A 24,737-nucleotide genomic window follows, 5' to 3' on the forward strand; every position below is an offset into this window, starting at 1 on the left:
GACTCATGGCAAATTATTTCGATACTAAAAAAAATCCGGCGCAAGCCTACGGCAGTCTGGCCGTCCTGGCGATCTTCCTGATAGCCTTCCCCTTTGTTGCCGCCAACTACGGTAACTCCTGGGTCCGCATCATGGACTTCGCCTTGTTGTACGTCATGCTGGCGCTGGGGCTGAACATCGTGGTCGGCTTTGCCGGTCTGCTCGATCTGGGCTATATCGCGTTTTATGCGATTGGCGCTTACATGACCGGCTTGCTGGCATCGCCGCAGTTTGCGGCAGTGCTGGAGTCGTTCGTTAACAATTATCCTGCTGTCGGCAATTTCCTGGTCTCGGTGTATGGACCGGAAATCGTCCAGAACGGCATCCACTTGTCGGTCTGGGTGATTGTGCCAATGGGGGCGGCGCTGACGGCCTTGTTTGGCGTCATTCTGGGGACTCCGACGCTGAAGTTGCGCGGCGACTATCTGGCCATCGTGACGCTCGGTTTCGGTGAAATCATCCGGATTTTCATGAACAATCTGAATGCACCGGTGAATATCACGAATGGTCCGCAAGGGATCAACCTGATTGACCCGATTCACATTTTCGGGGTGTCGCTGGCAGGCGAGCGCGGTTCGAATGCGACCGTCCATTTTGGCGGCTTCGGTATACCTTCGGTGAATGCGTACTACTTTTTGTTCCTGGCGCTGTGCATCGCGATCATTTTTGTGACGGTGCGCTTGCAGCATTCACGTCTGGGCCGTGCCTGGGTGGCGATTCGCGAAGACGAAATCGCGGCCAAGGCAATGGGGATCAACACCCGTAACGTCAAGTTGCTGGCGTTTGCCATGGGCGCCTCGTTTGCCGGCGTGGCCGGTGCCATGTTTGCCTCGTTCCAGGGCTTCGTGTCGCCGGAGTCGTTCTCGTTGACAGAATCGATTGCAGTGTTGGCGATGGTGGTGTTGGGCGGCATGGGGCATATTCCAGGCGTCGTGCTGGGTGCGGTCTTGCTGTCCGCCTTGCCGGAAGTGTTGCGCCATACGGTGGAGCCGGTACAGATGGCGATCTTCGGCAAGGTCCTGGTGGATGCCGAGGTGTTGCGCCAGTTGCTGTACGGTCTGGCCATGGTAGTGATCATGTTGACCCGTCCATCCGGTTTGTGGCCAGCGCCAAAACACGAGGACAGGCCTGACCCCGATATCGATAAACCACAATATGACTTGACGTCGTCGCAGCTTAAGGAGATCTCATGAGCGAACAAATTATTCTGAATATCTCTGGCGTCAACAAACGATTTGGCGGCCTGCAGGCCTTGTCGGAAGTCAGCGTCAAGATTTTGAAAGGCCAGATTTATGGCCTGATCGGTCCTAACGGCGCCGGCAAGACGACCTTTTTCAACGTCATTACCGGTTTGTATCAGCCCGACACGGGTTCGTTCGAGTTGGCCGGCAAGCCTTACTCGCCGTCGGCACCGCATGAAGTGGCGAAGGCGGGGATTGCCCGGACGTTCCAGAACATTCGCCTGTTCGGTGAAATGACCGCACTCGAAAACGTCATGGTCGGTTGCCATGTACGCAGTCATCAGGGCGTGTTCGGTGCCGTCTTCCGGCATCCGGCCGCACGCCGCGAGGAGGCTGCAATCCGTGCGCGTTCGATGGCCTTGCTCGACTTCGTGGGCATCGCCCGCTTTGCCGAGCGGACGTCGCGCAATTTATCGTATGGCGATCAGCGCCGGCTGGAAATCGCCCGGGCGCTGGCGACCGAGCCGCAGTTGCTGGCTCTGGACGAACCAGCTGCCGGGATGAATGCCACTGAAAAACTCGGTCTGCGTGAACTGCTGGTGAAAATCAAGAGCGAAGGAAAAACAATTTTGCTGATTGAACATGACGTCAAACTGGTCATGGGGCTGTGCGACCGCATGACGGTACTGGATTATGGCAAGCCGATTGCCGAAGGATTGCCGGCGGAGATCCTGAAGAATCAGGCCGTGATTGAAGCTTACTTGGGAGGTGGTCACTAATGGCTGAGAATATTCTGCGCGTTCAGGGCCTCAAAGTCGCGTACGGCGGTATCCAGGCCGTCAAGGGCATCGACCTTGAAGTCAATAAGGGAGAGTTGGTCACGTTGATTGGCGCCAATGGCGCCGGTAAAACGACGACGCTCAAGGCCATCACCGGGACCCTGCCGAATTGCAAGGTCGAGGGTGCGCTGCATTACATGGGAACGGCGATCAAGGGGACCCACTCGTTCAACCTGGTCAAGCAAAATCTGGCGATGGTGCCGGAAGGCCGGGGGGTGTTTACCCGCATGAGCATCCTTGAGAATTTGTTGATGGGTGCTTATATTCGCGACGACAAGGCCGGAGTCGATGCGGATGTCGAGAAATGGTTTGGCGTCTTCCCACGCTTGAAAGAACGTGCGGCACAAATGGCCGGTACGCTGTCTGGCGGTGAGCAACAGATGCTGGCCATGGCGCGCGCGCTGATGAGCCATCCGAAGCTGCTGTTGCTGGATGAGCCGTCGATGGGTCTGTCGCCAATCATGGTCGAGAAGATCTTCGAAGTCATCCGTACCGTGTCGGCCCAGGGCATCACGATTCTGCTGGTGGAACAGAATGCGAAACTGGCTCTGGAAGCGGCGCACCGCGGCTATGTGATGGATTCCGGTCTGGTGACGATGAACGGCAACGCCAAAGACATGCTCAACGATCCTAAGGTCAAGGCAGCCTATCTGGGCGAAGGCTAGCGCTTTGCCGCCTTGTTGCGTTGATGATGTTGATCGATTGCAGCGCAACAGGGGGGCTTTGTCAGGCGCGAAGAAGTTGATGCAAGATTCACAGTAATAAAAAAGGAGCCTCAGGCTCCTTTTTTATTTTTTTACTACTTTTACCAATCTACAGCTTCTTAAATTGCAGCCATTTGGCCGATTGGCCGCATTGACTGTTGCAGATGGTGTTCTTTGACGTCTGCTGCCGCGTCAGCTGGCATTTCCGCCGCTTCGATGGCTGATGCTCGCGTTGTTGCTACTACCGGTGTCTGACGTGGCTTCAGTGCCGGGGTCGGCGCCATGCCGCCAGTAGAGGGCACGTTCTTGCCAGTAGCAACCTCTTGCAGGCGACGATATTCGGCGAGTACGCGATTGCCATAGCCGCCATCGTTGGCAAAGGCGGCGGCGCCAACATAGCGTTTCAGGCCTGCCTCAATCGAACCGCCCTGGGTAACGTAATCCTTCAGGATCAGTGATCCGACCTTGATATTGGCAGCCGGATTAAGCGCTGCTTTAACACCACCAAAATTCTCAAACTTCTCTTGATGAACCTTGGACATCACTTGCATCAACCCTTGGGCGCCGACAGGGCTCTCGGCAAACGGGTTAAAACCGGATTCAATCGCCATCACAGCCAGAATCAGCAGTGGGTCCAGTTTGGTTTCCTTGGCGGTTTTGTAAGCGGTGCTGACAAACATGTTGGTAGCATCACCAGCCACGCGATAGCGCTTCGATAACCAGTTGGTAACCCACTGTTGTTGATGCGCATCTACAGGTCGCGCGACCTTGCTGATCACGTTGCCTGGATGGATCTGGTTAGGCGTATTGTTCGCCGCAATCATTGCCGACAAATTGCCGGCTTTACGCGACTCCATGTCAACATCCGGAGCGCTTGCTACGGAAGCCGGCATTTTTGGTGCAGCGTCGACCTCGTTGTTTTGATGGCCGGCAAACAGCGGCAGTGCTTTGAGTTGCGCGGCCAGCTCTGGCTTGACTGCCAGTGTACTGACCCCAGTGATGGTAAGCAGGCTCGCCATCAGGATGGACATACCTGCGATACCGGTGTTGCCGATAACGTCACTTACGGTGCTGCGGACAGTCGATGCTGAAATTAATGCCCAGTTGGCAGATTGGCTGCCGAATTGCTTTAATACGTCTAGCGGTGTCTGGCTGGGGCCGACTCTGACCCTGGTAGATCCTACCTTTATTGATCGAACTAACAAATTGAACCTCCTGTATCGTTGCGCTGCATGCGGTGGCCCCAGAGGGGCACGAAAGCCAAAACTGCGGCTAAATCCCGCATGCAACGTAATCAATATCGCTTGGCGCTTCCTGCATGTATAACGCGCAAAACGTCGTGATGTTTGCAGTTGACTGGTGGCTGGGAATATTCAACATTAGGTTAAAAATGCCGACCAGTTGCAAACAAATTCTTTGGGGGAGAAGGCTGACGCCTTTTGAAAACAGTCCTTAAAATGTCATTTGGGACCCCAATCCCGTGGGTGTTGAGAGCCTCGAAAAGTGCTTTTGACTCTTCCAGGCATCATCAAGATTGACGCGCATTGTAGGTGGCGGTTTATATCAAGTCAACACTATAAAACGTAATTGCTATAACTTTTATATCTTATGATTGTAGTGATCGCAAAGTAAAAGTCAATAAAATCAATAGCTTGGATGAAATGCTTAAATTTCAGACTTCACAAACAGAAACATTCAAAACCCATGAAATATACAGATTTACGTGATTTTATTGTCAAATTGGAACAGTTGGGCGAATTGAAACATGTGTCGGTGCCGGTGTCGCCGGTCCTCGAAATGACGGAAATATGCGATCGGACCCTACGCGCTGCCGGTCCGGCGTTGCTATTCGAAAATCCGACCGGCCATACGATGCCGGTATTGGGAAATTTATTTGGCACGCCACGCCGGGTAGCTTTAGGCATGGGGGTGGAGGATGTCAGCGAGTTGCGCCGTATCGGTCACGTACTGGCACGCTTGAAAGAGCCGGAACCGCCTAAGGATTTTAAAGATTTGCTGGGGTTGGGTTCACTGGTCAAATCGCTCTGGGATATGGCCCCGAAAGAGCGTCGCTCGGCAGCTTGTCAGGAAATCGTCTGGGAGGGCAACGACGTTGATCTGGCCAGGCTGCCGATCCAGCATTGCTGGCCAGGCGACGTCGCACCGTTAATTACCTGGGGTTTGGTCATTACCAAAGGGCCGCACAAGAAGCGCCAGAATCTGGGTATTTATCGACAGCAGGTGCTGTCACGCAACAAGGTGATCATGCGCTGGCTGGCGCATCGTGGCGGTGCGCTGGACTTTCGCGAACATGCGATTGCGACCGGCGGCAAGCCTTATCCGGTGGCGGTGGCGCTGGGCGCCGATCCCGCTACTATATTAGGTGCGGTGACGCCGGTGCCGGACAGCTTGTCGGAATATCAGTTCGCCGGCTTGTTACGCGGCAGTCGCACCGAACTCGTCAAGGCGATCGGTAGTGAGCTACGGGTACCGGCTTCGGCCGAAATTGTGCTGGAAGGTCATATCAATCCCGACCCCAGTCATCCTTCCGGCTACGAGATGGCGCTGGAAGGGCCTTTCGGCGATCACACCGGGTATTACAACGAGCAAGATTACTTCCCGGTGTTCACGATTGATCGCATTACGATGCGCCGCTCGCCGATTTATCATTCCACGTATACCGGCAAGCCGCCAGATGAGCCGGCGGTGTTGGGTGTGGCGCTCAATGAAGTTTTCATACCGCTATTGCAAAAGCAGTTTTCTGAAATCATTGATTTCTATTTGCCGCCGGAAGGATGCAGCTATCGAATGGCCGTGGTGCAAATCAGGAAAGCGTACGCCGGCCATGCCAAGCGCGTGATGTTCGGAGTCTGGAGCTTCTTGCGGCAATTCATGTATACCAAGTTCATCGTGGTGGTCGATGAGGATGTGAATATTCGTGACTGGAACGAAGTCATCTGGGCGATCACGACGCGGGTCGATCCTATTCGCGACACAACATTGGTTGACAATACGCCGATCGACTATCTGGACTTTGCGTCGCCAGTCAGTGGCTTGGGCAGCAAAATGGGGATTGATGCGACGAATAAATGGCCGGGCGAAACTACGCGTGAGTGGGGGACTACCATCAAGATGACGGATGAGGTCAAGGCGCGGGTGGATCAAATTTGGCAAGAGTTGGGCCTGTAACAGGCTTGTTATAGCGGTTTGGCGGCGCAAGCGCAAAAAAGCGCTGCCAGTCGGGCGCTGATGCGGTACAATTCTGGCTGGCGGGCCCCTGCGCATTGCGGCATGGTGAATCTGGTCAGGTCGGGAACGAAGCAGCCACAGCTATTTCCCGCAAGTGCCGCAGACAAGGCTCGCCTCTTTAATTTCCCATTGTTTCTCCATTTTCGGCCTATACAGACGTCGAAAATGATGGCAGAAACAGTCTCTGATGTTGTCAAAGTCGGCCTGCGCGCCACGCCTCAAATAAATAACTATTACGCATGCGACTGGTCCACGACACGAATGTCGCCGGCCTGATACTTCGCTTCATATTTTATTTCGCTGCCAACGGCACGCTAAATCCTATCGTGGTCATGCCATCCGCACAGGAGGCAAACACGCCGCCGCCATGCATGTTGGCGACCGCCCTGACAATCGCCAGACCGAGTCCGTAGCCATGTAGTTCTCCCCGATCGTGACGCGCCGCATCGACCCGATAGAAACGATCGAACAGTCGTTGCAGATGCGCTTCGGGAATTGGCGTGCCGGGATTGGAGACGGCGATCTGGATCGCATTTGCCTGCCGCGTAATGGCGACCATAATTTGCGCACCAGCGCGTGAATGCTGAATCGCATTTTGCAGCAGATTGCTCATTGCCCGTCGAAATAAGGCGGTTTCGATCGGCGCTTCGACGCTCACGTCGCCAGTGATACCGACCGTCATGCCGCTGTCATCCAGGATGAATTCAAAAAACTCGACGGTTTTTCTGACCTGCAGTGCGATCGAGGCGTAAATCAGGCCGGTTGCGGGTTCCCCCTGATCCGCTCGCGCCAGGAACAGCATGTCGTTGATGATCGAGCGGACCCGCTCCAGTTCTTCCAGATTCGATTGCAGCACTTCCTCAAACTCTGACGCATTACGCTCGCGCGATAGCGCAACCTGGGTGGCACCTATCAAATTGGCCAATGGTGTGCGCAGCTCGTGCGCGACATCGGCATTGAACCATTCGAGTTGTTTGTAGGCGTTTTCGATACGATCCAGCGCGCCGTTGAAGGTGGTTGCCAGGTCTGATAATTCATCCGGCAAGCGGACGACTTGCAGGCGTTGCGACAGGGCTTTTGGACTGAGTATCCGGGCCTCGTTGGAAAGCTGTTTCAAAGGCCGCAGACCGACTTGCGCGATCCAGTAGCCGAGCAGCATCACCAGAATCACGCCGGCCAGTGACAGGCCGATCAGCGCCATCACGAACGCGTGCAAGGTATGAAAATACGGTTCAGAGTCGATTCCTACGATCAGTCGGACCGCGGGTCGCTCGTCAAGCGCAGCGATGGTTTTCGTCATCGTTCGCAGCGGATATGCGCGTTTGCGCAACTGCATGCTGCCTAAGCCATCGCGATCGCGCTGCAGATTGTCAATCTCGGCCAGGCCATGGCCGAACTGAAAGCGCGGATCGTCGCTCAGGATCCAGAAGCGCTTACTGCCGTCGGTTGGTGTCAGGGTGTCCAATTTTGCCTGCACGCGGGGCCAGCGCTCGACGCTGCCGACGTGTTCAACCATGTATTGCATATCCTGGAACAGGGTGTGCAGTTCTTCCTGCTGATGCCGCTCCAGCTCACTGTGGACCACGCTATACAGCGACGCACCGATCAGCGAAAAAATAAGTAATGCTGCGGCGGCAAACATCGCCACCAGGCGCACTGTGATGGAGCGCTTCATTCGGACTTCTCATCCTTGCGCAGTTCCAGCACATAGCCCATGCCACGGATGGTGTGCAGTAATTTAGGGCTGAATGGCATGTCAATTTTGGCCCGCAGGCGTTTGATGGCGACTTCGACGACGTTGGTATTGCTGTCGAAATTCATGTCCCAGACCAGTTCGGCAATCGCCGTTTTCGACAGAATTTCACCCTGGCGCCGCGCCAGCACCACCAGCAACGAAAATTCCTTGGCGGTGAGGTCGATACGGGTATTGCCGCCATCCCCACGATAAGCCTTGCGGCTGAGCAGGTCGATTTGCAGATCGCCTATATGCAGCTGGTTCGGTTCCAGGGATCTGCCGCGCCGCGCCAATGCCTGCAGTCGCGCCAGTAATTCGAGGAAGGAAAACGGTTTGATCAGATAGTCGTCAGCGCCGTCATGCAAGCCCTTGATCCGGTCTTCGACATGATCGCGCGCGGTCAGCATGATGACCGGTGTGTGCTTGATGGTGCGCAGCGCACGCAACACAGAAAATCCGTCGATTCCGGGCAGCATCACGTCCAGCACAATGACATCGTAATCGTGCTGCAATGCCAGATGCTGGCCGTCGATGCCATTGTGTGCAAGATCGACTGTACAACCCTGCTCGGTCAAACCCTTATACAGGTAATCGGCGGTTTTCAGTTCATCTTCGACGATCAGGATTTTCATTGTTGGCGCATTCCCCGGTACATCATCTATTGGTAAAACGTGGCAGCAACCTTCGCGCTCAAGTGCGGATTGAAGACGGCGAATCTACCAATAGTGAATCGCGATTTCATTATTCTGACTCTAGCACGGTCACAGTTTGCGTGGCTGCCGCCTTGCGTGCCTTGCGCTCTTTCTTGCGGCGCTCGTACCACAGGTGGGCACGATCCAGATACAGATAGACCACCGGTGTGGTGAACAGTGTCAGCATCTGGGACAGAATCAAACCGCCGACCATTGCATAGCCCAGTGGACGGCGCAATTCCGATCCCGCACCATGACTCAGCATCAGTGGCAGTCCGCTGAGTAGCGCACACATCGTGGTCATCATGATCGGGCGGAAGCGCAGCAGGCATGCCTGAAAAATCGCGTCTTCCGGCGTCATGCCTTTTTCTCGTTCGGCAGTGAGTGCAAAGTCGACCATCATGATGCCATTTTTCTTGACGATGCCGATCAACAATATGATGCCGATTAATGCGATGACGCTCAGATCATAGCCTCCCGCCATCAGGATCAGCAAGGCGCCGACCCCCGCCGATGGCAGCGTCGACAGAATCGTCAGCGGGTGGATGTAGCTCTCGTACAGCAAGCCAAGCACAATATACACAGCGACCAGCGCCGCAGCGATCAGATACGGCTGTGACGATAGCGAATCGCCAAACGCTTTAGCGGCGCCCTGGAACGCACCGCTTAAGGTCTGCGGTACGCGCATTTCCTGCTGCGCTTTCTGAATCGCGTCGACGGCATCGCCGAGTGCGACGCCTGGCGCCAGATTGAATGAGATCGTTACCGCCGGAAACTGACTTTGATGGCTGATCGACAGGAAACCGGTCTTGGTGGTATCTACCTTGACGAAGGTGGAGAGCGGCACCTGCTGCCCGGTCAATGGCGAGGTGAGATACAGTTTGTCAAACAACGCCGGATCGGTCTGTAATGCCGGCGTCACTTCGAGTACCACGTGATAACTGTTCACCTGCGTAAAGTATTGCGCCACCTGACGCTGACCGATCGCGTCATAAATCGTCGAGTCGATCAACGCCGGTGAAATGCCGAAACTGGAAGCACGCGCGCGGTCGATGGTCAGGTTCGCCGTCGCTGCCGCATTTTGCTGGTCGGAGGCGACATCGGTCAGTTGCGGCAATTTGCTGAAGCGGGCCAGCAGTTTCGGCGCCCACTGATTCAGCTCGCTCAGCGACGAGTCGATGATCGTATATTGATATTGGGTACGTGCCAGACGGCCGCCGACATTGATGTCTTGCCCGGCTTGCAGGAACAGGTTGACGCCCTGGATCTTGGCGACCTGGGGACGCAATCGGGTAATCACTTCGTCGGCCGTAGCGGTGCGTCCCTCGTCTTTCGGTTTCAGGCTGATAAAGAAATTGCCGGTGTTGTAGGTTGTTTGACCGCCGCTCATCCCGAACCCGGTAACGTCCGGATCCTGGCGAATCACATCGGCCAGTTTCAACATCCTGGCATTCATCGAGGCGAATGATGCATCCTGCGCCGATTCGGCAAAACCGAAAACGAAGCCGGTATCTTGCTGCGGGAAAAAGCCTTTGGGAATCACAATGAACAGCAACACGGTGGCGATCATGGTGCAAATAAACACGCACAGGGTGAAGAATTGATGACGCAACACCACCTGCAGGCCACGTTTGTAGCCATTCAGCATGGCATCGAACCCGTGCTCGAACCAGAGCGCCAGACGACCGTGTTTTTCGTCGTGATGATTGCGCAAAAAGCGCGAACATAGCATCGGCGTCAAGGTCAGGGAAACGATCACCGATAGCACGATCGTCAGCGTTACGGTAATCGCAAACTCGTGGAACAGGCGACCGACAATGCCGCCCATCAGCAACAGCGGAATGAACACCGCCACCAGCGACACCGAAATCGAAATAATCGTGAAGCCGATTTCGCCCGCACCCTTGTAGGCCGCCTCCATCGGTGTCATGCCTTGTTCGACATAGCGGTAAATATTCTCCAGCATCACAATCGCGTCATCGACCACAAAACCGACCGAGATGGTGAGTGCCATCAGCGACAGATTGTCGAGACTGAAGCCGACCAGGTACATGACGGCAGCCGTCCCCATCAGCGCCAGCGGCACGGTGACGCTTGGAATCAAGGTCGCCGGTACGTTCCGCAAGAACATGAAAATAACCAGCACCACCAAGGCAATCGTCAGCATCAGGGTGAACTCGACGTCGAGTACCGAGGCGCGGATGGTCTGGGTGCGGTCGATCAGGGTATTCACCCGTACCGTCGGCGGAATCGCCGCGCGCAGGCGTGGCAATGCGGCCTTGATCCGGTCTACCGTCTCAATCACGTTGGCGCCCGGCTGTTTGGTAATCGCCAGCACGATCGAGCGGCCGTTGGTCACGGTGTTGTCGGCCGGGGCAGCTTTTCCTGCAAAAGCCCAGCCGGCAACCTTCATGTTTTCCGGTGCATCGATGGCGACACCGAGATCGCGCACGCGGATAGGCGCGCCGTTCTTGTAAGCCAGAATCATGTCGTTCCACGGCTTAGCGGTGAGCAACTGATCGTTGGTGTAGACGGTGAAGCTTTGCCTGGCGCCATCGACCGTACCGGTCGGCTGATTGACCGTGGTGGTGGCAATGACGCCGCGAATATCTTCCAGATTCATGCTCAACGCAGACAGTTTGGCTGGGTCGACCTGAATCCGTATCGCCGGCTTTTGGGCGCCGCCGATATTCACCAGGCCGACCCCGGAAATCTGCGAAATCTGCTGCGCCAGAATATTGTCTGCGTAATCGTTGACCTGAATCAATGGCAGCGTCGTCGATTGCACCGACATCACCAGAATCGGCGAGTCCGCCGGGTTGATTTTGCGGAACGTCGGCGGGTTCGGCAAGTTGGCCGGCAGTTGACCGGCGGCGGCATTGATCGCGGCCTGTACGTCGAGCGCTGCGGCATCGATATTCCGGTTTAAATCGAATTGCAGTGTGACCTGGGATGAGCCGAGGGCGCTGGCCGAGGTCATTTGCGACAGGCCGGAAATTAACGAAAACTGTCGTTCCAATGGTTGCGCTACATTCGAGGCCATGGTTACCGGACTGGCCCCGGGCAGATTCGCAGACACCTGTATCGTCGGAAAATCGACCTGCGGCAACGGTGCGACCGGCAGCAAGGGCCAGACCGCGATACCGACCAGCAGAATGGCGGTCGCGAGTAGCGTGGTGCCTATCGGTCGCTTGATAAAAGTAGCGGAGATGCTCACTTAGCCGCTCCTTTTACTGCGCCGGCGTTGCTCTCAACAATCTGAGCGCCGGGCTTGAGCTTGTATTGGCCATCGAGGACCACCTTTTGACCCGCAGTCAGACCCTGGTCGATAACGGCGACGTCATCCTGGATTTGCAAGACATGAATGGCTTGCGTTTTAACGCTGCTATCGGCATTCACGACATACGCGTAAGTGCCGTCCTGACTGCGCTGGACCGCGGCGGCCGGGACGGTCAATGCCTGTACCAGGTCGGGCAGATAGAGGCGGACGTTGACATATTGTCCGGGCCACAGCACGTGCGTCGGATTGTCAAACGTTGCCTTCAATTGCACCGTGCCAGAGGTGGCGTCGATCTGGTTGTTGAGTAGGGTCAGGCGACCGTTGGCCAGTGCCTGATTGCTATTCCGGTCGAACGCCGCCACTTTTAATGGCTGATGACTGCCTTGCAGCGCCTGATTGATGACTTGAAAGTTGTCCTCAGGCAGAGTGAATACGGTGGCAATCGGATCAATCTGGTTAATCACCACCAGGCCATTCGCATCGGCGGCGTGCACCACATTCCCGGCGTCCACCAGGCGCGCGCCGACGCGGCCGCTGATCGGCGCATTGATCGTGGTGTAGCTCAGCTGTACTTTGGCGTAACTGATCTGGGCATCATCGGTTTTCAATGCGGCATCGAGTTGACCGACCAGGGCTTTTTGCGTGTCCAGAGTCTGTTGTGTGGCAGCGTCTTCCTGACGCAGCAGGGTGTAGCGTTGCAGGTCCAGCCTGGCGTTCGTCAGTTGCGCCTGATCCTTGGCTTTTTGTGCTTGTGCCTGTTCCAGTTGCGCCTGCAATGCACGCGGATCGATTTGTGCCAATAGCTGTCCGGCTTTGACATCCTGGCCTTCGCTAAAGCCGATTTTGTCGAGCTGGCCGTCAATCCGCGTTCTGACGATGACGCTGGCGTTGGCGGTAACGGTGCCAACCCCGGTCAGATACATCGGTACATCTTGTTGTTTGACCGGTGCGGTAGTCACCTGCACGGGTAGATTCTGGTTCGCGACGGGCGCCACTGCGCTTGCCTTGTGCTTCACGCTCCAGACACTGGCAGCAATCAGAAGCAGGATTGCAACGCCGCTGACATGCGTCGACCGGCGTTGGAGAAATGGTGTGGACATGTGCTTACTCGCGAAATGAATTGACGTTATTAATTGGCTTTGTTCAGCGCGGCCTGGCTCAGCGCCGCAGCATCCCAGCCGCCACCGATAGCTTTGATCAGGCCGACGCTGGCGATCAGTTGGCGGCCGCGTATTTGCACCGCTGTGCGCGCGTTACTCAGGGCGATCGCCTGGGCGCTGACCACGCTCAAATAAGTGGTGGTGCCGGCGCGGTATTGACTAAGTGCCAGCCGTGCCGAGAGCTCCGCTGCGGCGACTGCCTGATCCTGTACGGCGCCTTCCTGGTCCAGCACGTGCAAGGTTGTCAGATTGTCTTCAACATCCTGAAAACCGCTCAACACAGTTTGTTTGTATTGCGCTACCGCGCTGTCATAAGCGGCGATCGCCTGGGCGGTGTGAGCGCGCCGCAAACCGCCATCGAATATGGTTGCTGCCAACGCCGCGCCGAGCGACCACACCCGACTAGGCGTATCAAACCATTGCGCCAAACTGCTGGCATTGAAGCCGCCACTGGCGCTTAACATCAGGGCTGGGAAATAGGCGGCCTTGGCGACCCCGATATTGGCGTTGGCCAGTGCTGCACGGCGTTCGGCGGCGGCAATGTCCGGACGTCGTTCCAACAGGTCGGAGGGCAGGCCGGGCGGCACTACCGGCAAATGTGCTACCAAAGATAAGGTCGAAGCTGACGCTACCGGCGTGAGTGAAAAGGAGGCCGGTGCCTTGCCCAGCAAAATGGCGATCGCGTGTTCCAGCTGGCCGCGTTGGGCATCCAGATCAATCGCTTGTGCTTCGGCGGTTTTCAATTGCGTTTCCGCTTGCGCTACATCAGAGCGTAACGCTACCCCGGCTGCGTATTGACTTTGGGTCAGTTGCAGCGAACGTACATAGGCGGCAGTGGTGCGCGCATAGAGGTCTTTCAGCTGATCGATCACACGCAGTTGCAGATAGTCCTGCGCCAACGTGGTCTGGATACTGAGCCGCGCTGCAGCCAGATCGGCGGCACTGGCCTGACTACCGGCGTCGCCTGATTCGACCGAGCGCCGCACGCTACCCCAGATATCCGGTTCCCAGCTGGCATCGACGGCGGCACTGTAATTGTTGCCGACGTTAATCCCATTGGTGTTGGTGCGAGCACGACCAACGCCGGCGCCGACACCCAACGTCGGCCAAAAACCTGCACGGGCGGCATCGGCAGTGGCGCGTGCCTGTCTGTATTGTGCTTCGGCCTGATGGATATTTTGATTGGCCCGATTGGCTTCGAGTATCAGCGCATTGAGGGTGCCGTCGCCGTAAATTTCCCACCAGTTGTGGTTGGCGTCAATCTGCTGCGGCGTGGCCGTTTTCCACGGCCCGTTTTCCTTGTAGGCGCTCGGCGTGTCGATTTGCGGACGCACGTAATCGGGGCCGACGGCGCAGCCGGCCAGCAATGTGACGAGTGCTGCAGACGCGGCCAGGTGCGTGCTGAAATAGGTCTGAAATTTTGTAGGGGTCATGGCCTGCGGTTGGCGGTGTGGCTATCGGGCGATATGCGTGTCCGCCAACGGAAGTAGCTGCCGGACAGGCATGCTTGCCGATGTACTTTAAGCGCAGCCAGGGGACGGCAGGCTGTCGTGAATATGACAAATTTGTCAGTTTCAAACGCTTGCTTTCCGGAGGGAAAGCAATGTACCGGCAGTCAGTTCAGCTGCCGTTTGCCTGCCGCTGAATGTGATGCAGACGTGATTCAGCCATGCGCCGGTTTTCCGTGCCGAATACGCAGTGCGCTGATAATGGTGGCAAGCAGCGTGGCACAAGCCGCAGCCCACAGCGACAGGTGGACTGCACTGGCATCAATTGATGCCGTATCGACGGTGGCAAGATGACTGCCGGCCGCCGCCAGTGCAATGGCCACCAGCGCCGCGCCCAGCGACTGGCCAAACGTGCGGGCGATTGCCAGCACGCCGGAGGCCGTACCGCTGCGCGCGCGCGGGGCGTTGCTCATCATTTCACGGTTATTCGGGCTTTGGAAAAAGCCGAAGCCCAGTCCGCAAACAAAAGCACGCCACAAAATGTCGGCTATCGAGGCGTGTTCTCCAAGGCAGGTCAGCAGAACCAGGCCGATGGTGTAGACAGCCAGGCCGCAAGTCGAGAGTAGCGCTGCCGGATAACGATCGGCGAGTCGGCCGGCGATTGGCGCGGTGATGACTATCGCCACCGGCCATGGTGTAAACAAGGCGGCCGACATGAGTGGACTGTAGCCGTAAGCCCCTTGAAACAGAAACGGCAGTGCAATAAAGGCAATCCCCTGGCCGATAAATGAGCATAGGGACGTGGCGACCGCCATTGAAAAACGTATCGAAGAAAAAATATCCAATGGGAGTAGAGGTGCGGCAACGCGCTGCTGCCGAAGAATAAATAGCGCTATCGCTACCAAAGCAACGGCAGCGAAGACCAGTTCATCGACTACGCTGTCATGACGGGATAAGCCATCGACCGCCAGCACGACGGCGGCCAGCGCCAGTGCCGATAAAGCGGCACCGGCGATGTCGAATTTGCCACCCCGGCCGCGATCGGACGGCAGCACGCGGCGCGCCAATAGTAGTGTGAAGATGCCGATCGGAACGTTGACGGCGAATAACCACGGCCAGCTTAATACCGATAGCATTCCGCCGCCGATGGCCGGGCCGGCGGCCAGCGACGAGGCGACCACCATTGCATTGATGCCGAGGGCCGACCCAAGCAAGCGGGTGGGGAAAATATTTCGATACAGCGCCGGGCCGATACTCATGGCTGCCGCGGCGCCTATTCCCTGCAGAAAGCGCATTATATTCAGCGACATCAATGACTGCGACAAGGCGCAGCCTAGCGAGGTGGCGGTAAATAACAGAATGCCGCCCATATACAGTCGCCGAAAGCCAATCACGTCCCCGAGCGAGGCGAACCCCACCATGGTCATCGCACCGGCCAGCATGTAGGCGTTGGCGATCCAGACGGCGGCCGACGGATCGACCTGCAAGTTGCGCGCAATCATCGGCAGCGCAACGTTGACGATGGAACCGTCGAGTACCGTCATGCCTGTACCTAATATCATGACAACAATTGCCACACGTCGCTGCGCGCCCGGGATGCCATCGTCGCCCTCGAGGTCGCCAAAAAGTCGGCTCATGTTGTCGGATAGTGTCGATTGAATGGTCTGGCACTGGCCTGATGGCGCCGCTGCATTATAAGAAGCACGAGAAAGTCCAAGGTTGGAGGGCAGTTGAGTAGTATTGCAATACTGCGGAACGGCGAAATTATTACATGGCGCACAATTTCTTGCCGGCGTCCCCACTCTGGCCTGATTGAAAACAGCCTTTTCAGGTGGCCTGTACAGACAAATTCAGACGAACCTCAAGTCGACCGGCAGGCGCTTTTTTCAAGAAGGTTTGCGCCCGATTGAGGTATAATTCGAATTTCCCGCATGTGCCGTTTGGCACCATCCGCAATGACCAAGTTTGTATTTGTTACCGGCGGCGTCGTGTCTTCCCTGGGTAAAGGGATTGCCGCCGCTTCCCTCGCCGCGATCCTTGAATCGCGCGGCCTAAAAGTCACCCTCCTCAAGCTCGATCCGTACATCAACGTCGATCCAGGCACCATGAGTCCGCTCCAGCACGGTGAAGTGTTTGTGACCGACGATGGCGCCGAGACTGACCTCGACCTCGGCCACTATGAGCGTTTTATCACGACGCGCATGAAGAAAGTGAATAACTTCACTACCGGCCAGGTCTACGAATCGGTCATCCGCAAGGAACGTCGTGGCGAATACCTCGGCAAAACCGTGCAAGTGATTCCCCATATCACCAACGAAATCCAGGATTACATCTATCGCGGCGCCGAAGGGTTTGACGTCGCACTGGTGGAAATCGGCGGTACCGTCGGCGATATCGAGTCGTTGCCGTTCCTGGAGGCAGCACGTCAATTGAGTCTGCGCGCCGGTCGCAAGGCTGCGGCATTTGTGCATTTGACACTGGTGCCTTACCTGCCCTCGGCGGGCGAACTGAAAACCAAGCCAACTCAGCATAGCGTGCAAAAATTGCGCGAAATCGGTATTTTGCCGGATGCGCTGTTGTGCCGTGCCGATCGGCCGATTCCCGATGAGGAACGCGCCAAGATTTCGCTGTTCTCAAATGTCCAGGGCGATGCAGTGATTTCGGTGTGGGATGTCGACACCATCTACAAAATCCCGCAAATGCTGCACGATCAGGGACTGGACGCGATCATCTGCGAAAAGCTCGGTTTGTCGCCGCAGCCAGCCGATTTGACGATGTGGACCAACCTGGTGAATGCGCTGGAAAATCCCAAACATGAACTGACGATAGGGATGGTCGGCAAATACGTCGATTTGACCGAATCCTACAAGTCATTGACCGAAGCATTGCGGCACGCCGGCATTCATACCGGCGCTCGCGTGAATATCGAATACCTGGATTCCGAAGAAATTGAAGCCAATGGCGCCAATTCGCTGCTGAAATACGATGCCATTCTGGTGCCGGGCGGCTTCGGCAAGCGTGGTGTGGAAGGCAAGATCAATGCAGCGCGCTTTGCCCGCGAAAACAAGATACCTTACCTTGGCATCTGTCTCGGCATGCAAGTGGCGTTGCTCGAATATGCGCGTAACGTTGCCGGTCTGACATTGGCAAATTCGACCGAATTTGACGAGCATACCGAGCAGCCGGTGGTTGCGCTGATTAACGAATGGCAGAATCACGACGGTAAGGTCGAGACGCGTAACGCCAATTCCGATTTGGGCGGCACCATGCGTCTGGGTGCGCAAACTTGTGAAATCAAACCAGGTACCCTGGCTTCCGAAATCTACGGCCCGACGGTAACCGAGCGTCACCGCCACCGCTACGAAGCCAACAATCACTATCTGGAGCGGATCGAAGCGGCCGGTCTGGTGGTGTCGGCACGTACGCCGACCGAAGATTTGTGCGAAGTGATGGAATTGCCACGCACCGGCGAGCATGCTCACCCCTGGTACGTAGGCGTGCAATACCATCCTGAATTCAAGTCGACTCCGCGCGATGGTCATCCGCTGTTTATTTCGTTCATCTCGGCGGCGTTGGCACATCAGCAAGCACTTGCCAACAATCCCAAGGTATAAGGAAAGAACATGAAACTCTGCGGCTTCGATATCGGTCTGGATCAGCCATTTTTCCTGATTGCCGGTCCTTGTGTGATTGAGTCGCGCCAGATGGCGCTCGACACCGCCGGCCAATTGAAAGAGATGACCAGCGCGCTCGGCATCAACTTCATTTACAAGTCTTCATTCGACAAGGCTAACCGTTCATCGGGCAGCTCTTTCCGCGGCCTCGGCATGGAAAAGGGACTGGAAATTCTGGCTGACGTGAAGAAGCAAATTGGCGTGCCGGTGTTGACCGACATTCATGAAATCGACGAGATCAAACCAGTCGCCGCAGTGGTGGATGTATTGCAAACGCCAGCGTTTCTGTGTCGTCAAACCGACTTCATCAAAGCGTGCGCGCAATCCGGCAAGCCGGTGAATATCAAGAAAGGCCAATTTTTGGCGCCCCACGATATGATCAACGTCATCGACAAAGCCCGTGCGGCGGCACGCGAAGCCGGTCTGCCGGAAGATAATTTCATGGCATGCGAACGGGGTGCGTCGTTCGGTTACAACAATCTGGTATCCGATATGCGCTCGCTGGCGATCATGCGCGAAACCGGCTGTCCGGTGGTGTTTGACGCTACGCACTCGGTCCAATTGCCGGGCGGCCAGGGCAGCACTTCCGGCGGCCAGCGCGAGTTCGTGCCGGTGTTGGCGCGTGCCGCGATTGCGGTGGGGATTTCCGGCGTGTTCATGGAAACCCATCCTAATCCGGCGCAAGCGATGTCCGACGGTCCGAATGCCGTGCCATTGTCACGGATGAAAGAATTGCTGGCGACCATGATAGAGCTCGATCGGGTCGTCAAAAAGAATGGATTTCTGGAAATTAATTTCGCTTGAAATTAATATGCACATCATCACCGCGAAATGATGGCGTGCATTTTTTGTTGGTTTACATTGTAGGTTTCGATGCAGCATCCAGGCATTAATTGAGACGTAATCATTACGGAGATAGAGGAAATACATGAGTGCAATTGTTGACATCATTGGCCGCGAAATCATTGATTCGCGTGGTAATCCGACGGTCGAATGCGACGTCCTGCTGGAATCCGGCGTGATGGGCCGCGCATCGGTACCATCCGGTGCCTCGACTGGCTCGCGTGAGGCAATCGAATTGCGCGACGGCGACAAAAGCCGTTACGGCGGCAAGGGCGTGTTGACCGCCTGCGAGCATATCAATACCGAAATTTCCGAAGCGATCATGGGCCTGGATGCCAACGAACAAGCGTTCCTGGACCGCACCCTGATCGATCTCGACGGCACTGAAAACAAGGGTCGTCTGGGCGCGAATGCGATGCTGGCAGTCTCGATGGCGGTTGCTAAAGCTGCTGCTGAAGAAGCCGGCTTGCCACTCTACCGTTATTTCGGCGGCAGCGGCGCGATGCAGATGCCGGTGCCGATGATGAACGTCATCAACGGTGGTGCGCACGCCGACAACAACCTCGATATTCAAGAGTTCATGATTATCCCGGTCGGCGCGCCCAGCTTCCGCGAAGCGATTCGCTACGGTGCTGAAGTATTCCACGCACTGAAGAAAATCCTGCACGATAAAGGCTTGGCCACATCGGTTGGCGATGAAGGCGGTTTCGCACCATCGGTTTCCAGCCACGAAGAAGCAATCAAGCTGATCATCCAGGCAATTGAAGCCGCAGGTTACGAGCCAGGTACACAAATCGCGTTGGGCCTTGATTGCGCTGCGAGCGAATTCTACAAAGACGGTAACTACGTCCTGGCCGGCGAGAACATGACGTTGACCGGTGCCCAGTTCACTGGCTTGCTGGCATCGTGGTGCGACAAATACCCTATCATCAGCATCGAAGACGGCATGGCCGAAAACGATTGGGATGGCTGGAAGCTGCTGACCGAAACACTCGGCAAGAAGATTCAGCTGGTCGGTGATGACCTGTTCGTCACCAATACCAAGATCCTGCGTGAAGGCATCGAAAAGGATATCGCCAACTCGATCCTGATCAAGATCAACCAGATCGGTACGCTGACGGAAACTTTTGCTGCGATTGAAATGGCAAAACGCGCCGGCTACACTGCCGTGATTTCGCATCGTTCGGGCGAAACCGAAGATTCGACCATTGCCGACATCGCGGTTGGTACCAATGCGCTGCAGATCAAGACCGGCTCGATGTCGCGTTCGGATCGCATGGCGAAGTACAATCAATTGCTGCGTATTGAAGAAGATTTGGGCGATATCGCCAGTTATCCAGGCCGTGCAGCTTTTTATAACCTGAAGTAAAGCGTTATAAATACTTAATGCACGCATGAATCCGGCCAGCGAGTTAACCTAATCGCTGGCCGGATTTGCATAATTAATATGGATTGTTGATGCGTCTTATCGCCATTTGCCTCACCGTTCTGCTGATAGTCATCCAGTATCCTTTATGGCTGGGTAAAGGCGGCTGGTTGCGGGTCTGGGATATGGATCAGCAGGTGGTTGCCGCGCATGAAAAAAACGACGAGCTGAAAGCCCGCAATGCCAAACTCGATTCGGAAGTGCATGATTTGAAAAAAGGTACCGGCGCGGTCGAAGAGCGTGCGCGTACAGAACTGGGCATGATCAAGCAGGACGAAATTTTTGTGCAGATATTGGACCCGAACAACACCGAGGTTCTGTCCACCCTGAAGGAGGCACAGCAGTTGTCGGCGAATGTCGGTGCTGCCGTCGCCGTCAAGCCGGCGCTCAAACCAGGCGAGAAAGCGGTAGCGACGACGTCGGCTGCGAAGCCTGCCAAATCGGGACCGAAGCCGATATCCAGCCAGGCCCATAAGCCAACCGGCAAGTCAGCTGTTGAGCAGGTCAGTGTACAAGATTAATGCTTGACGTTGCCCGTTGTCAGTAGTGTTTCGACTGGTGCACTGGTTGCGAACAGGTGAGCGCAATCGACTTTGTCGAACTCGTAATGCTGACCGCAAAAATCGCAGTCGACAGACAATTTCCCCAAATCCGTAACGGCGTCATTGACCTCTTTCTGCCCCAGCATTTGGAGCATGTTGCCTACTTTTTCGCGTGAGCAGTTGCACACGAAGCTGGGATGCTGCGGTTCGAAAACACGCACGGTTTCTTCCCAGAACAGGCGCCGCAACAGCGTCTGTATATCGGTCGACAGCATTTCCGGAGAGCGCAATGTCGCCCCCAGCATGGCGATACGATTCCAGCTTTCAAGCTCATCTTCTACCGGGGTGGCGGTGCCGCCATGGTTTGGCAATTTTTGCAACAACAAGCCGCGCGAGACGTTGGCATCCGCCGCCAGCCACAATTTGGTATCGAGTTGCTCCGAGCGCAGCATGTAGTTTTCGATGACCGTCGCAACATTGTCGCCATCGAGCGGCACGATACCTTGATACGGCTGTTGTCCCGGCATTTTGTCTTGCGGATCGAGCGTGATGGCGAAGCGCCCATGGCCATTGACATTGACCAGTTGGGTCAGCGTGGCGCCGTCTTCGACAACTGCATCCGGCACCAGTTTCGCGGTGGCGCGCATTTGCAACTTGGAATCGCATTCGACCACCAGCAGGCGCACCGGACCGTCGCCATGGATTTGCATCACGATCACGCCGCTGAATTTCAAATTCGCGGTGAGCAAAGCTGATGCGGCCAGCATTTCACCTAGCAGGTTCGTCACCGCTATCGGGTAGTTGCGGCGCGCCAGCACCTGCCGCCAAGTGTTGGAAAGTTCGACCAGTTCGCCCCGTACCGCAGCGTTTTCGATCATGAATTTTTGCAGATTGTCGCTACTTATATCCATCACGTTGTTTGTGCCTTCCTGATTCATTATTTTTTTTAACCGATTTTCTTGAGTTGGGTTTTATATTCCTGGCCGCGCAGCGCATAATGCTGCGCGTTGCCTGCGAGCTTGGCGGTTTCTTCTTCGCTCAGGATACGTGCAACTTTGGCCGGTGAGCCGATAATCAAGGCGTTATCCGGGAATTCCTTGCCTTCGGTGACCAGTGCACCCGCGCCCACCAGACTGTTCTTGCCGATCTTGGCGCCGTTGAGTATCACCGCCTGGATGCCGATCAGGGCGCCGTCGCCAATGGTGCAGCCGTGCAACATGGCTTGATGACCAACTGTGACATTGTCGCCAATTGTCAGCGGAAAACCGGGGTCGGTATGCAACACCGCGTTTTCCTGAACGTTGCTGGCATGACCGATTGTGATCAATTCGTTATCGCCGCGAATGGTAACGCCAAACCAGATGCTGGCGTTGGCTTCGACTTTAACCTTGCCGATCAGCGTCGCGCTATCTGCGATGTAGGCTGATGGGTCAATGTCGGGGGTATGTTCGCCAAGTTGGTAGATAGTCATAAATTTCCGTAGAATGTGCGCTTGTTTGTGATTGAGCCTGTTGCAGGACTGATAGCCGGATTACCTATGCAATCGTTGCGTCCGTTTCTGGCTGAATTCTGACGCAATTTACTAATTAAGGTCGTCATTTTACCGCTGCCAGCATGAAGAGTTTGCCTGATCCCGTTTTTGTTGTTCCAGCGACCGGGTTGCGCGCCGCTGCCTTGCATCATCTGCTGACGTGCGATGCTGCAGCCAAGGTTGCAGGAGTGGCGAATTTGGCCGCTGATTTCAAGCGCGGAGCACTTGCGCTTGATACCGCTGCGACACCGATCGGTGCTGCACATGCGAATGCCATTCCTGGTCGCCCGCTGCGGCCCGAACTGGTGTCGCCAAAGAGCCTGAAGCACCGGTCGATGCGTACCGGGGAAGGGCGCGCGGCGCTGGTGCACGCTCTCGCGCATATCGAATTCAACGCCATCAATCTGGCGTTGGATGCGATTTGCCGCTTTGCCGATATGCCTGGCGACTATTACACCGATTGGTTGAGCGTGGCGACGGAGGAGGCGCAGCATTTTGACATGCTGTCGCGGCATTTACAGACATTAGGCTTTGCGTACGGGGATTTCCCCGCGCATAACAGCATGTGGGAAATGGCCGGAAAAACGCAGCATGACATCCTGGCGCGCATGGCGCTGGTACCGCGCACGCTGGAAGCGCGTGGACTGGATGCAACACCGGCGGTGCGGGCGAAAATTGCGCAAGCCGGAGACTTGGCTGCAGCGCAGATTCTCGACATCATTTTGCGCGAGGAGGTCGGTCATGTGGCGATAGGAAATCGCTGGTACAACTGGTTATGCAACGCACGCCGGCTGGAGCCAATTGCCACTTTTGCCAGCCTGGTGGTGGAATTCAAGGCACCCGTGTTACGCGGGCCTTTTAATCTTGCAGCACGTCGCGCAGCAGGGTTTTCCGAGGAGGAGTTGACGGCGTTGCAACTGGTTGAGCAGTTGTGAAAGATTTTGCAGCCGTTCCGATCGCGGCAAGGAATCCTGTCCGCTAACCATTGCTTCCATCAATCGACATGACCGGGTGGGTGCTCGGCCCGGCTTGTTAGTATCAGTGATACCAGCGTCGTTTCCCTGCGGGCTTCACAATCTCTGCCATATCCATCAACTTGGTGCCAGCCAGCCGGTCATGCAAAAACTGACGTTGCGGATCAAGGTAGATGGTCAGCGACCACAAGACAACATTTACCGTCGGAATTAACACCAGCATCCACGTGTGTGCGCCTAAAGCCCAGGCCAGCGCCAAGCCAGGCAGAAACCATAGCCAGGCCAGCAGATAACGCAGGAATGCTTTTTTTGCTTTAAGCGCGCTGCCATCCTTATTGACTAACTGAAGATGCCAGGTCTTCATCGCCAGTGTCTGGCCGCCATGGCTCCAGAGCCAGACAAAATACGCTGTCATGACGATGAATAGCCATGCTTGTTGCCCATGTCGCAGGTATAACGCGTTGCGTTGCTGCAGTAACGTGGAGAAGATCCAGCCAGAGATGAACAGGATGCCAAACAGCAGCATGGCCTCGTACATCATGCTGCCGAAACGACGTTTCAGGGACGGCGCAGCAGTGGTGGCGGAGGCGATTGTGCCGTTAGACGGTACTGGAGAATTCAAGGGTGCGATTGTTTCGTGATGTGTGGCGTAATGGATGCAGTCAGGTATCAGCGTCGGCCGACTGCCAGATTTAAGCGCAGATTTATTGACTGGCTTAATGGCTAGTCGGTCAATGCGGCGGTACAGGTTGCGGAGTCAACTGAATCGGCTTCGCAGGTTTGTTTTTGGCTGGCGTGGCCGGTACTTGCGTGGTGACGTGCTTGCGGTTGCCGGCCGCGGCGGCTGCCTCGGCTGCCAGTTTCTTTTTTTCCTCTTCCGGCAATTGTTGGTATTGTAACCAGCGTTTTGCTCTTTGCTCGGTATCGAGTTTTCTGTTGCGGGCGTAGTTTTCACGCACCAGACGGCGTTGTTCCGGCGTCAGGTTGACCCAGTCATGCATTCGCTCTTGGACCCGCGCTTGTTCAGTCGGGGTCATGCTGGCGTAGCGCTTGCTGATCTCAATCCACTTTTTCCTGGCCGATGGTTTTAATTTGTCCCAGCCCGACGCCAGCGGGGCCAGCGTTTGCCGTTGCGCCACAGTCAAGTCGTCCCAGTCGATTTTGCTATCGTCAACTTTACTGGTTTTGGCCGGACTGGCTGACTTTGGCTTGACCGCCAATTCGCCGGTTGCGCTGCTGGCGCTGTCGACGCCGGCCGCATGCGAGTTGCCTACGAGTATTGAAGCTGGGACGATTAACAATGCCAATATGAATAACAGGCCCCACCCAAGATTGCGCGATTTATACCAGCGACGCGTTGAGGTGTCGCGATGTGAGCGCGCGGTGTCCGTCATTCGTCCAGCATTTTTTTTTGAAGTTG

At 56.0% G+C, this 24,737-nt stretch carries 19 protein-coding genes, 1 other RNA gene and 1 pseudogene; 10 read left to right on the forward strand and 11 right to left on the reverse strand.

What is annotated here, in order from left to right:
- Positions 1-5 precede the first annotated feature (5 nt).
- From AC3CHX_RS03380 to AC3CHX_RS03390, 3 genes are read left to right on the forward strand one after another with little or no spacing between them, the layout of a single operon-like run.
- On the forward strand, positions 6-1,232 hold the full coding sequence (locus tag AC3CHX_RS03380; RefSeq protein WP_488642695.1) for an ABC transporter permease subunit: 1,227 nt from the start codon (positions 6-8) through the stop codon (positions 1,230-1,232).
- Positions 1,229-1,999 carry an ABC transporter ATP-binding protein gene (locus tag AC3CHX_RS03385; protein WP_488642696.1) on the forward strand — a complete coding sequence of 257 codons (771 nt, stop codon included), beginning with the start codon at positions 1,229-1,231 and terminating at the stop codon, positions 1,997-1,999. Before AC3CHX_RS03380 ends, AC3CHX_RS03385 begins: the two co-directional genes overlap by 4 nt.
- Entirely contained in the window at positions 1,999-2,724 is a 726-nt protein-coding gene (locus AC3CHX_RS03390) for an ABC transporter ATP-binding protein (RefSeq protein ID WP_488642697.1), read from the forward strand. The genes AC3CHX_RS03385 and AC3CHX_RS03390 overlap by 1 nt, the downstream gene beginning before the upstream one ends.
- A gap of 158 nt (positions 2,725-2,882) precedes the next feature.
- Here AC3CHX_RS03390 and AC3CHX_RS03395 read toward each other — a convergent pair whose 3' ends face one another.
- Complete coding sequence (locus AC3CHX_RS03395) at positions 2,883-3,968, reverse strand: transglycosylase SLT domain-containing protein (RefSeq protein WP_488642698.1); 1,086 nt, start codon at positions 3,966-3,968, stop codon at positions 2,883-2,885.
- A gap of 499 nt (positions 3,969-4,467) precedes the next feature.
- On the opposite strand from AC3CHX_RS03395, the gene ubiD reads away from it, so the two are divergent.
- The gene (ubiD, locus tag AC3CHX_RS03400) at positions 4,468-5,952 is read left to right on the forward strand and encodes a 4-hydroxy-3-polyprenylbenzoate decarboxylase (protein WP_488642699.1); all 1,485 of its coding nucleotides are present in this window, start codon (positions 4,468-4,470) and stop codon (positions 5,950-5,952) included.
- Between the two features lie 79 nt (positions 5,953-6,031).
- Positions 6,032-6,130: signal recognition particle sRNA small type (gene ffs / locus AC3CHX_RS03405), an RNA gene on the forward strand.
- Between the two features lie 174 nt (positions 6,131-6,304).
- Here ffs and AC3CHX_RS03410 read toward each other — a convergent pair.
- The 6 genes from AC3CHX_RS03410 to AC3CHX_RS03435 all read right to left on the reverse strand — a co-directional run bounded on the left by AC3CHX_RS03410 (position 6,305) and on the right by AC3CHX_RS03435 (position 15,964).
- Positions 6,305-7,687: a heavy metal sensor histidine kinase gene (locus AC3CHX_RS03410; RefSeq protein WP_488642700.1), complete on the reverse strand. Its 1,383-nt coding sequence runs from the start codon at positions 7,685-7,687 to the stop codon at positions 6,305-6,307.
- A complete protein-coding gene (locus tag AC3CHX_RS03415; protein WP_488642701.1) occupies positions 7,684-8,379 on the reverse strand; it encodes a heavy metal response regulator transcription factor in 696 nt (231 codons plus the stop codon). Before AC3CHX_RS03415 ends, AC3CHX_RS03410 begins: the two co-directional genes overlap by 4 nt.
- Before the next feature lie 109 nt (positions 8,380-8,488).
- Positions 8,489-11,656: an efflux RND transporter permease subunit gene (locus AC3CHX_RS03420; RefSeq protein WP_488642702.1), complete on the reverse strand. Its 3,168-nt coding sequence runs from the start codon at positions 11,654-11,656 to the stop codon at positions 8,489-8,491.
- Positions 11,653-12,819, reverse strand: a complete 1,167-nt coding sequence (locus AC3CHX_RS03425) for an efflux RND transporter periplasmic adaptor subunit (RefSeq protein ID WP_488642703.1) — start codon at positions 12,817-12,819, stop codon at positions 11,653-11,655. Before AC3CHX_RS03425 ends, AC3CHX_RS03420 begins: the two co-directional genes overlap by 4 nt.
- Positions 12,820-12,848: 29 nt before the next feature.
- The gene (locus AC3CHX_RS03430; protein ID WP_488642704.1) at positions 12,849-14,312 is read right to left on the reverse strand and encodes an efflux transporter outer membrane subunit; all 1,464 of its coding nucleotides are present in this window, start codon (positions 14,310-14,312) and stop codon (positions 12,849-12,851) included.
- Between the two features lie 230 nt (positions 14,313-14,542).
- Complete coding sequence (locus AC3CHX_RS03435; protein ID WP_488642705.1) at positions 14,543-15,964, reverse strand: MFS transporter; 1,422 nt, start codon at positions 15,962-15,964, stop codon at positions 14,543-14,545.
- 318 nt (positions 15,965-16,282) lie between these two features.
- Between AC3CHX_RS03435 and pyrG the strand changes: the two genes are divergently transcribed.
- From pyrG to ftsB, 4 genes and pseudogenes are all read left to right on the forward strand, one after another.
- A complete protein-coding gene (gene pyrG / locus AC3CHX_RS03440; protein WP_488642706.1) occupies positions 16,283-17,941 on the forward strand; it encodes a CTP synthase in 1,659 nt (552 codons plus the stop codon).
- A gap of 9 nt (positions 17,942-17,950) precedes the next feature.
- The gene (gene kdsA, locus AC3CHX_RS03445; protein ID WP_488642707.1) at positions 17,951-18,805 is read left to right on the forward strand and encodes a 3-deoxy-8-phosphooctulonate synthase; all 855 of its coding nucleotides are present in this window, start codon (positions 17,951-17,953) and stop codon (positions 18,803-18,805) included.
- Positions 18,806-18,929: 124 nt separating this feature from the next.
- On the forward strand, positions 18,930-20,213 hold the full coding sequence (eno, locus tag AC3CHX_RS03450; protein ID WP_488642708.1) for a phosphopyruvate hydratase: 1,284 nt from the start codon (positions 18,930-18,932) through the stop codon (positions 20,211-20,213).
- A gap of 89 nt (positions 20,214-20,302) precedes the next feature.
- A pseudogene (gene ftsB, locus AC3CHX_RS03455) lies at positions 20,303-20,575 on the forward strand (cell division protein FtsB); the annotation flags it as partial.
- 212 nt (positions 20,576-20,787) lie between these two features.
- Here the strand turns inward: ftsB and hslO are convergent.
- On the reverse strand, positions 20,788-21,723 hold the full coding sequence (hslO, locus tag AC3CHX_RS03460; protein WP_488644714.1) for an Hsp33 family molecular chaperone HslO: 936 nt from the start codon (positions 21,721-21,723) through the stop codon (positions 20,788-20,790).
- A gap of 35 nt (positions 21,724-21,758) precedes the next feature.
- Positions 21,759-22,283: a gamma carbonic anhydrase family protein gene (locus tag AC3CHX_RS03465; RefSeq protein ID WP_488642709.1), complete on the reverse strand. Its 525-nt coding sequence runs from the start codon at positions 22,281-22,283 to the stop codon at positions 21,759-21,761.
- A 143-nt stretch (positions 22,284-22,426) separates the two neighbouring features.
- On the opposite strand from AC3CHX_RS03465, the gene AC3CHX_RS03470 reads away from it, so the two are divergent.
- Positions 22,427-23,278 carry a ferritin-like domain-containing protein gene (locus AC3CHX_RS03470; RefSeq protein ID WP_488642710.1) on the forward strand — a complete coding sequence of 284 codons (852 nt, stop codon included), beginning with the start codon at positions 22,427-22,429 and terminating at the stop codon, positions 23,276-23,278.
- A 103-nt stretch (positions 23,279-23,381) separates the two neighbouring features.
- On the opposite strand, the gene AC3CHX_RS03475 is transcribed toward AC3CHX_RS03470, so the two are convergent.
- Together AC3CHX_RS03475 and AC3CHX_RS03480 are read right to left on the reverse strand one after the other, a co-directional pair.
- Positions 23,382-23,939: an RDD family protein gene (locus AC3CHX_RS03475; protein WP_488642711.1), complete on the reverse strand. Its 558-nt coding sequence runs from the start codon at positions 23,937-23,939 to the stop codon at positions 23,382-23,384.
- A gap of 109 nt (positions 23,940-24,048) precedes the next feature.
- Positions 24,049-24,711 carry a DUF3106 domain-containing protein gene (locus AC3CHX_RS03480; RefSeq protein ID WP_488642712.1) on the reverse strand — a complete coding sequence of 221 codons (663 nt, stop codon included), beginning with the start codon at positions 24,709-24,711 and terminating at the stop codon, positions 24,049-24,051.
- Between the last annotated feature and the right edge of the window lie 26 nt (positions 24,712-24,737).

It is taken from the genome of Glaciimonas sp. OK215 (assembly GCF_057787885.1).